Origin of the sequence: Raoultella sp. (assembly GCF_039594335.1) — a bacterium.
Taxonomy (GTDB): domain Bacteria; phylum Pseudomonadota; class Gammaproteobacteria; order Enterobacterales; family Enterobacteriaceae; genus Klebsiella.
In genome coordinates this window covers 1-2,746 of record NZ_JBCNNS010000278.1, presented here as the reverse complement: position 1 = coordinate 2,746, position 2,746 = coordinate 1, and the positions used below count along the sequence as shown (strand labels likewise).

3 protein-coding genes and 1 tRNA gene are annotated in these 2,746 nt (G+C 53.9%); 1 reads left to right on the top strand and 3 read right to left on the bottom strand.

The genetic code is table 11. The features are described from left to right. Positions 1-110: 110 nt before the first annotated feature. Positions 111-184: transfer RNA gene (locus ACZAHD_RS22995), tRNA-Gly, on the bottom strand. Between the two features lie 80 nt (positions 185-264). After that, a complete protein-coding gene (gene actS / locus ACZAHD_RS22990) occupies positions 265-987 on the bottom strand; it encodes an amidase activator ActS (RefSeq protein ID WP_462458776.1) in 723 nt (240 codons plus the stop codon). A 232-nt stretch (positions 988-1,219) separates the two neighbouring features. Between actS and idi the strand changes: the two genes are divergently transcribed. Continuing rightward, positions 1,220-1,774 carry an isopentenyl-diphosphate Delta-isomerase gene (idi, locus tag ACZAHD_RS22985; protein ID WP_462458775.1) on the top strand — a complete coding sequence of 185 codons (555 nt, stop codon included), beginning with the start codon at positions 1,220-1,222 and terminating at the stop codon, positions 1,772-1,774. 109 nt (positions 1,775-1,883) lie between these two features. Here the strand turns inward: idi and lysS are convergent. After that, on the bottom strand, positions 1,884-2,746 hold an 863-nt coding region (lysS, locus tag ACZAHD_RS22980), incomplete at its 5' end, for a lysine--tRNA ligase (RefSeq protein ID WP_462458774.1).

Below are 2,746 nucleotides of genomic sequence, written 5' to 3'. Positions count from 1 at the left end.
CACACACGCGACAGGTGCGGGCGTAGTACAATGGGTGGTTTAAGTTGTACTTGTAAAGCAGGACAACGTAACTGACTGAATAATCTAACTTATTGATTGTTCAGGAGAATTGGAGCGGGCGAAGGGAATCGAACCCTCGTATAGAGCTTGGGAAGCTCTCGTTCTACCATTGAACTACGCCCGCTTTGAGGTGCGAGGGCCATTATAGACCTTACGCACCGTCTTACAAGACTGAATCACACCAACTGCTGATAAAATAACCTTTTAGCACTTAGGTTTACTGCCCTGGGGCGGTAAATAGCGCAGTGGATCGATAGCCGTCGCCCGATAGCGAATCTGGAAATGCAGGCGCACAGAATCGGCGTCGCTACTTCCCATCGTGGCTATCTGCTGACCAATCTTCACGTTCTGACCGTTATTGACCATCATTTTTTCATTATGGGCATAGGCGCTAATGTAATCCTCGCCGTGTTTAATCATGATCAGATTACCGTAGCCGCGGAGCTGATTACCGACGTACACCACTTTACCCGCCCCTGCCGCATAAACCGGCTGGCCGCGCGTGCCGGCAATATCAATCCCCTTATTACCACCATCATTTGATGAATAAGGCAGGATAACTTTACCACTGGTCGGCCAGCGCCAGCAGCGTTGCCCCACCGGAGGCCAGGAGACCGGCGGCAGCGTCGCCGGCGGCTTACTGGCCGCGGTGCGCGTAACGGCGCGACTCTTCCCGGATGAACTACCCTTTGTGGAGCCCGAGGCAGGATTCAGCTTCAGACGCTGTCCAACCTCAATGGTATACGGTGGGGAGATATTATTCAGTCGGGCCAGATCTTTAATGCTGGTACCGGTCGTCCGGGAAATACGGTACAACGTATCGCCGCGTTTCACGGTGTAGACGGAACCGGAATCAGATGAACTGGAACATCCTGCAATCACCAGGCTGCTGACCAACATCATCATGATAAAAAAGCGTTTTCTCATCAGGCGTCCTGCACTCAGCACAGCTCTCATCTCTTCACAACGGGCGACTATCATACCAGCCCACCGGCAGATCCCCAATCGATACACTTATGTTGTCAGATTCGGGTTTCCCCCATCAGCAGTGCCGGCAGCGCGTTTTGGTAATGCCTTTCACGCGGTTATCGGCTACCCTAGCGGCGAGCATGTGACCAGGAGAGTTTATGCCGGGTCATTTTTATTATCAGGAGTTGTCATGACCGGGGAACATGTCATTTTGCTCGATGAGCAAAATAAGCCTGTTGGCAGGCTGGAAAAATATGCCGCCCATACCCTCAATACCCCTTTGCATCTCGCCTTTTCCTGCTGGTTATTTAATGATCATGGCCAGCTACTGGTGACGCGTCGTTCTTTGGACAAAAAAGCCTGGCCCGGCGTCTGGACCAACTCCGTCTGCGGACATCCCCAGAGCGGAGAGACGTTTGAACAGGCCGTGACGCGACGCAGCCGTTTTGAACTGGGCGTTAACATTGCCAACATCGCCTCCGTTCATCCGGCGTTTCGTTACCGGGCGGTGGCCCCAAACGGGATTGTCGAAAACGAAGTCTGCCCGGTTTACGCCGCACGGATTATCAGCCCGGTGCTGGCCAATAGCGACGAGGTTATGGACTATCAGTGGTGTGAGCTGGAGGATTTACTGCAGGCGCTGGCATTCACACCGTGGGCCTACAGTCCATGGATGGTGCTCGAAGCAGCTGATGATAATGCCCGACAGGCGTTAAGAAACTATGTCACGCAGTTGCGCTATTAATAGTATTGCCGGATAGCGATTGCTTCCGCTCCCGGCTCGCGCAGCAGGTAGCTGAAGCGCAAACAAAAACCCCGGCCTGTAGCCGGGGTTGCCCTTTTGACGGTCGGTCTTATTTAACCGGACGCATTGCCGGGAACAGGATGACGTCGCGGATAGTGTGGCTGTTGGTAAACAGCATCACCATCCGGTCAATACCGATGCCCAGACCGGCGGTCGGCGGCAGACCATGTTCCAGTGCGGTCACGTAGTCTTCATCGTAGAACATCGCTTCATCGTCACCGGCGGCTTTCGCATTCACCTGATCCTGGAAGCGCTGCGCCTGATCTTCCGCATCGTTCAACTCGCTGAAGCCGTTACCGATTTCACGACCGCCGATAAAGAACTCAAAGCGGTCGGTGATTTCCGGGTTCTGGTCATTGCGACGTGCCAGCGGAGAGACTTCCGCCGGGTATTCGGTGATAAAGGTCGGCTGAATCAGGTGCGCTTCCGCCACTTCTTCAAAGATCTCCGTCACGATACGGCCCAGACCCCAGCTCTTCTCAACGTGAATGCCGATAGACTCTGCAATCGCTTTTGCGGAATCGAAGTTATCCAGATCCGCCATCTCGGTTTCCGGACGGTATTTCTTGATAGCTTCACGCATGGTCAGTTTTTCAAACGGCTTACCGAAGTCGAAGGTCTGATCGCCGTAAGGAACCGCGGTGTTGCCCAGAATATCCTGCGCCAGGGTGCGGAACAGGGATTCGGTCAGCTCGATCAGATCTTTATAGTCCGCGTACGCCATATAGAGTTCCATCATGGTGAACTCTGGGTTGTGACGCACGGAGATGCCTTCATTACGGAAGTTACGGTTGATTTCGAACACGCGCTCGAAGCCGCCCACAACCAGACGCTTCAGATACAGTTCCGGCGCGATACGCAGGTACATATCCATATCCAGGGCGTTGTGATGGGTGATAAACGGGCGAGCAG